This window comes from Erythrobacter donghaensis, assembly GCF_001557325.1.
Taxonomy (GTDB): domain Bacteria; phylum Pseudomonadota; class Alphaproteobacteria; order Sphingomonadales; family Sphingomonadaceae; genus Erythrobacter; species Erythrobacter donghaensis_B.
On the sequence record NZ_LSJS01000206.1, the window covers coordinates 34593 to 40861 of the forward strand.

The following is a 6269-nucleotide window of genomic DNA, read 5'->3' on the forward strand; positions in this document are numbered from 1 at the left end:
GCTGTGCCCCATAAAGAACAAGTGGCGGCGATGCCATGCATGAGACAAAATCTCTCAGGCTTCAGCTTAGCGGCTTGCGCGCATACGGCTTTTGCGCTCTCAAACGCGACTGCATTGTTTCGGAGACCGTCCTTGCGCACCCTATTGTTGCTTGCCGCCCTGTTCCTCGCCGTCCCCGCGCATGCGCAGGGCGTCCAGCAGACCAAGGGCGATTATCAGGACAAGTTCCGCCAGCTGGACGAGGTGCTGCCCGATCCCAACACCTACCGCAACGCGAGCGGCGCGCCGGGGCACGAATATTGGCAGCAGAAGGTCGATTACGACATCAAGGCGACGCTCGACGAGCCGAAGCGGCGGCTGACGGCGAAGGGCACGGTGCGCTACACCAACAATTCGCCCGACGCCCTCCCGTGGCTGTGGCTGCAGCTCGACCAGAACATCTTCAAGCGCGATTCGATGGCCGAGCTGACCGACGTGTTCGGCGGGGCGGGACGGCGCGGGCCCAAGGTCACGCTCGGTTCGGGCAATGAGCCCACCAAGCTCTCGATGGAAGAACTGCGCCGCCAGCAGGCGATGGCCGACAACAGCTACGGCTACGACATCACTTCGGTGACGCTGAATGGCGCGGCCCTGCCGCACACCATCGTCGGCACGCTGATGCGGATCGACCTGCCCGAGCCGCTCGCACCCGGCGAGACGGTCGAATTCGCCATGGAGTGGGCCTTCAACATCGTCGAGGAGGACGCGGTGTTCGCGCGCTCGGGCTACGAGCACTTCCCCGACGATCCGAGGAAGGGCGGCAACGACATCTTCCTCCTCGCCCAGTGGTTCCCGCGCATGGTCGCCTATTCGGACTACGAGGGCTGGCACAACAAGGAGTTCCTCGGGCGCGGGGAGTTCACGCTCGAATTCGGCGATTATGCGGTCGAGATGACGGTGCCGAACGACCACATCGTCGCATCGACCGGCGTGCTCCAGAACCCGGAGGCCGTGCTCACCGCCGCCCAGCGCCAGCGGCTCGAAACCGCCAAGGATGCCGCCGCGCCGGTCTTCATCGTCACGCCCGCCGAGGCCGCCGCGGCCGAGGCCAAGGGGCCGACCGGCACCAAGACCTGGCGCTTTGTCGCCGCCAATGTGCGCGATTTCGCCTGGGCCTCCAGCCGCAAGTTCATGTGGGACGCGCAAGGCCACAAGCAGCCCGGCGCAGAGCACGAGACCGTCATGGCGATGAGCTTCTGGCCCAAGGAGGGCGGGGAGTTGTGGCGCAAGTACTCGACCGCCGCGGTGGTCCACACCATGAAGGTCTATTCGCGCTTCAGCTTCGACTATCCCTATCCCACCGCGCAGTCGGTCAACGGCCCGGTGGGCGGGATGGAATATCCGATGATCACCTTCAACGGCCCGCGCACCACGCTGAACAAGGACGGCACCCGCACCTATTCGCTCGCCACCAAGGTGGGCCTTGTCGGCGTGGTGATCCACGAGATCGGCCACATCTACTTCCCGATGACCGTGAACTCGGACGAGCGGCAGTGGACCTGGATGGACGAGGGGATCAATTCCTTCCTCGATTCGGTCGCGGGCTATGAATGGGACCCGGACATGCCGTGGACCCGCAGCCTGCCGCGCGACATGATCCCCTACATGGTCTCCTCGAGCCAGCAGCCGATCATGACGCAGTCGGATTCGGTCACGGATCTCGGCGCCAATGCCTATGGCAAGCCCTCGGCCGCGTTCCACCTGCTGCGCGACACGATCATCGGGCGCGAGCGGTTCGACTTCGCGCTCAAGGAATATGCGCGCCGCTGGAAGTTCAAGCGCCCGACGCCGGCGGACTTCTTCCGCACCATGGAGGAGGCATCCGGCACCGATCTCGACTGGTTCTGGCGCGGGTGGTTCTACACCACCGACCATGTCGATATCAGCCTCGATTCGATCTACCGCCTGAAGGTCGACACCAGGAACCCCGACGTCGACCTCGCCCGCCGCCGTCAGGAGCGCGCGGACGAGCCCGAGGCGGTTGGCATCGGTTTGAACGAACAGCAGCGCCTGCCGATCTGGGTGCTCGAGAACCCGGGCGTCACCGATTTCTACGACGCGAACGACGAGTTCACCGTCACGCCCAAGGATCGCAAGAGCTACACCGAGTTCCTCGACAGCCTCGCCCCGTGGGAGCGCACCGCGTTCGAGCGGGCGGTGAAGGAGGATGCCAATTACTACGTCCTCAACTTCACCAACAAGGGTGGGCTCGTCATGCCGATCATCCTCGGCCTGACCTTCAAGGACGGGTCGAAGGAAAAGCTCTCGATCCCCGCCGAGATCTGGCGGCGCAATCCGCGCGAGGTGGCCAAGCTGCTGGTCTATCCCAAGGGCAAGGAGCTCATCGAGGTGGTGATCGATCCCGAGTGGGAGACGGGCGATGCCGACATCGAGAACAACCACTACCCGCGCCGCATCATCCCGAGCCGGATCGAGGCCTTCAAGGAGGAAGCGCCCAAGACGCGCACCGGCCGCGACCTGATGGGCGAGGCGGCGAACGCGGTGCCCGACGGGAAGAAGAAGTGACCCTGCTGCGGCGTCTGCTTGCGGCGCTCGCGCTGGCGCTCGTCCCGCTGGGGCTCGCGGGGGAGGCGGGTGCCCACCAGCAGAAGATCGCGATCAGCACCGTCTCGCTCAACGCGCGCACCGGCATGATCGAGCTCGCGCACCAGGTGCCGGTCCACGATGCCGAACACGCGCTCACCGCGCAGGGGATCAAGGGCCCCGACATCATCGGCAGCGCCGCGAGCCGCGAGGCCTTTGCCGCCTACGTCGCCCGCCGCTTCCTGCTCGCGGTCGACGGGAAGCCGGCCGCGCCCGCCTATGTCGGCAGCGAGATCACCGGCGGGAGCCTGTGGGTCTATCAGGAAGTGCCCGCGCCCGCTGCGGGCGGGAGGGCGGTGCTGCGGTTCAATTCGCAGATCCTCACCGACGTCTGGGCGCGGCAGGAGAACCGGGTGAACATCGGCGCGGGCACGGCGCCGGAAACCTTCATCTTCAAGGCCGGCGATCCCCCGCGCGAGGCCTTGCTGCAATAGGCTCTAGGCGCGGCGGCGCTTCGCTTCGAGCGGGGCGGTGAAGCGCGCCTGAAGATCGGGCAGCAGCATCGGGCGGCCATAGCGGAATCCCTGCGCGTGGCGGCAGCCGATGGCGCGCAGGAAGGTCTCCTGCTCCTCGGTCTCGACCCCCTCGACAACGACGCGCAGGCCCAGCGAGTGGCCCATCTGGACGATCGCCTGGATGATCAACCGCGCCTGATGGTCCTCGCCGATCGCGGCGATGAAATCCCGCTCGATCTTGACCGTGTTGATCGGAAAGGCGCGCAGGTGCGTGAGCGAGGAGAAGCCCGTCCCGAAATCGTCGAGGCAGATGGTGAAGCCGCAGGCGTCGAGCATCGCGAGCGACTGGCGCAGGTGCCCGCCGGCATCGAGCAGCATCGTCTCGGTCACCTCGATGGCGATGTTGTGCGGGCCGAGCGGGCTGTTGTCGATCACCTCGATCATGTGCCGCACGAAATCGCCGCGCCGCAGATCCGCATCGGAAAGGTTGATCGCGATCCGCACGTCCGGGCCGAACTGCGCAAGGATCGCAGGCCCGTCCTCGACCACCTGGTCGAGCATCACCCGGCTCACCCGGCGCGACAATTCGGGATCGAGCAGCGCGGCGAAGATGTCGCTGGCGACGATGATCGTGCCGCTCTCGTCACGCAGCCGCAGCAGCGCCTCGACCGCGACCACCCGGCCGGTGGCGAGTTCGATGATCGGCTGATAGGCGGCGATGGCGCGGTCGCTGTTGAGCGCGCTGCGCAGCCGCGCGATCGCCAGCTGGCGCTCGCACTGGCGGGCTTCGATCTGCTCGTCCCAGACCACCACCGTGCCGCGCCCGAGCTCCTTGCCGCGATAGAGCGCGAGGTCGGCGCGGCGCATGATCTCCTCGCCGCTGCCCGCAGTGGTCATGCAGGCGACCCCGCAGGTCGCCCCGATCTTCAGCATCGCGTGGCCCAACGGGGGCATGTCGTCGAGCTCGGCGATGATCTCGTCGAGAAAGCGCATCACCTCGCCCATTGCCATGCCGGCCGGGAACAGCAGCGCGAACTCGTCGCCGCCCCACCGCGCCAGGAACACCCCCGATCGGGTGCGCAGCTGGAGCTGGCTGGCGATCGTCTCCAGCACCCGGTCGCCGACCAGATGCCCGAGCATGTCGTTGACGTCCTTGAACCCGTCGAGATCGAGCAGCGCGATAGTGACCGGCTCGCTTTCGACTCGCTGCATCGCCTTGGCGAGCTGGCGGTCGAAGCTGGCGCGGTTGTAGAGCCCCGTCAGCCGGTCGCGCTCGGCCGCGCGCTTGAGCGCGACGTTGCGCAGGTGCTCCTCGGTGCAATCGAGGATGATCCCCGCCACGCTGTCGGGCGCGCCGTCGACATCGACCCTTTCGCCCACCACCCGGATGCGGCGCCGCTGGCCGTTCTGCCGGCGGATGCTGGTCTCGAACAGGAAGGGGCGCCCGTCGGCGACGGTCTGCTCGAGCTTCTGGATCACCATCGCGCGGTCCTCGGGCTCGTAGAGGTTGATGGCCTCCTCGACCGTCGGGGCGGGCCCGGGTTCGAGCCCGTTGATGGCAAAGACCTGGTCCGACCAGTGAAGCTGCTGGGTGGCGATCTCGACCCGCCAGCTGCCGACATTGGCGGCCCGCTCGGCCTGGCGGAAGATCTGGCTCGACTGGCGCAGCGCGGCATTGGCGTTGCTGAGCGCGCGGGTGCGACCATGCAGCGCGATCGACTGCTCGGCCAGCTCGGCGAGCATCGCCAGCGGGGCGATCTGATCCGGGCGGAAGGCGTTGGGCTCGGGCGAGATGCAGCACAGCGCGCCCACCAGGATGCCGCCATCCGAGCGGATCGGCACGCCCAGGTAGGAGCGGATATGGGGGGAGGCCGTGACCAGCGGATTGTCGGCGAGGCGCGGATCGAGGCGGGCATCGGCGATCAGCATCGGCGCCTCGCTGTGGATGCACACCGCGCAGAAGGATTCGCCGATCGGGGTCTCGATCAGTTCGATGCCGGTGCGCCCGAGGAACCACTGGCGATCCTGCTCGACCACCGAAAGCAGCGCGATCGGACAGCCAAACATGGTGCTGGCCAGCAGGGTGACGCGCGAGAACAGGTCGCGATCGGGCACCGCATCGAGGCCGAGGCTACGGATGGCATCGAGGCGCTGGGATTCCTTCACGTCTGCCCCTTGCCCCACCGGCCCTTAACAAAGGGTAGGGTACCATCCCCGGTGTCATCGCAGGGGAGCAGGTGCCGGGAAATGCGGCGCTTTCTGCGCGCTTTGCCGCAAGACCGGCCTCGACCGGGGCGAGATTCACCCGAGGCTGCGGCACTTCGGGGCGCGGGGTGCCCGAAGGCGAAATCCCGACTTCAGCAGGGCCCGATTTCAGCGGGGAATGTTTGGTGCGGTCGAGAAGACTCGAACTTCCACGGGCTTTCGCCCACAACGACCTCAACGTTGCGCGTCTACCAGTTCCGCCACGACCGCACTCGGGTTTGCCGGGGCAGCCAAAGCGCTGGCCCCGCGGTAGGAGCGCGCCCCTAGCAAGGGGTCTTCGCTCGCGCAAGCACTTTGACGCGGGGTTTTCGTCGCCGTCCTATTGCTGCGCCCAGCCGATCCACGCACCCTCGGCGTTCGGCGGGATGTCGGCGATCGCCTCGGTCACGGTGACGGTCTCGCCCGGCGCGAGGCGACGCTTGGAGGGCACCACCACCCAATCGACGATATCGCGTTCGCGCCGGTCGCGGAAAACCACCAGCACGTTGGGCAGATCGAGGCTCTCGCTCGCGGTGTTGCTGATCGTGCCGCGCACCCGGAAGATTTCCTGCCCGTTCTCGAGCGTGTCCTTCTTCTGCTCGGTCGTGGGGAAATCGAGCTTCAGCCCCGGACGGCCGATCCCGAAGGTGGCGCGCTGGAGCGGGAGCCATTCGGGCAGGCCGTAGTAATTGACCGCGACCGCGGTGCCGCCCGCGAGCAGGGCGAAGATCACCGCGGCCAGCGTCCACATGCGCAAGGGGTTGCGCCGCCGGGTGAAGGGGGCACGGTAATCGAACTGCGATCCGCCGTCCTCCTCGCCCTCGTCGTCCTCGGAGTAGGGCGTGTCTTCGCCGAGCGGGGGATCGGCGTAGTCGTCCTCGGCCGGAGCGGGATCGGAAAAGGCCGGGAGCGGCGGCGGAGGCGGGG

At 67.2% G+C, this 6269-nt stretch carries 3 protein-coding genes, 1 tRNA gene and 1 pseudogene; 2 read left to right on the top strand and 3 right to left on the bottom strand.

The genetic code is table 11. The features are described from left to right. The first annotated feature begins 132 nt into the window (after positions 1-132). Both AX692_RS12440 and AX692_RS12445 read left to right on the top strand, forming a co-directional pair. Positions 133-2565, top strand: coding sequence for a M1 family metallopeptidase (locus AX692_RS12440; RefSeq protein WP_073974228.1), 2433 nt, complete (start codon positions 133-135; stop codon positions 2563-2565). Beyond that, the gene (locus AX692_RS12445) at positions 2562-3077 is read left to right on the top strand and encodes a DUF6702 family protein (RefSeq protein ID WP_073974229.1); all 516 of its coding nucleotides are present in this window, start codon (positions 2562-2564) and stop codon (positions 3075-3077) included. The genes AX692_RS12440 and AX692_RS12445 overlap by 4 nt, the downstream gene beginning before the upstream one ends. A 3-nt stretch (positions 3078-3080) precedes the next feature. Here the strand turns inward: AX692_RS12445 and AX692_RS12450 are convergent, their stop codons facing one another. From AX692_RS12450 to AX692_RS20175, 3 genes and pseudogenes are all read right to left on the bottom strand, one after another. After that, entirely contained in the window at positions 3081-5264 is a 2184-nt protein-coding gene (locus tag AX692_RS12450; protein ID WP_073974230.1) for a putative bifunctional diguanylate cyclase/phosphodiesterase, read from the bottom strand. 222 nt (positions 5265-5486) lie between these two features. Further along, a tRNA-Leu gene (locus AX692_RS12455) sits at positions 5487-5573 on the bottom strand. Between the two features lie 109 nt (positions 5574-5682). Beyond that, positions 5683-6269, bottom strand: a pseudogene (locus AX692_RS20175) (thioredoxin); the annotation flags it as partial.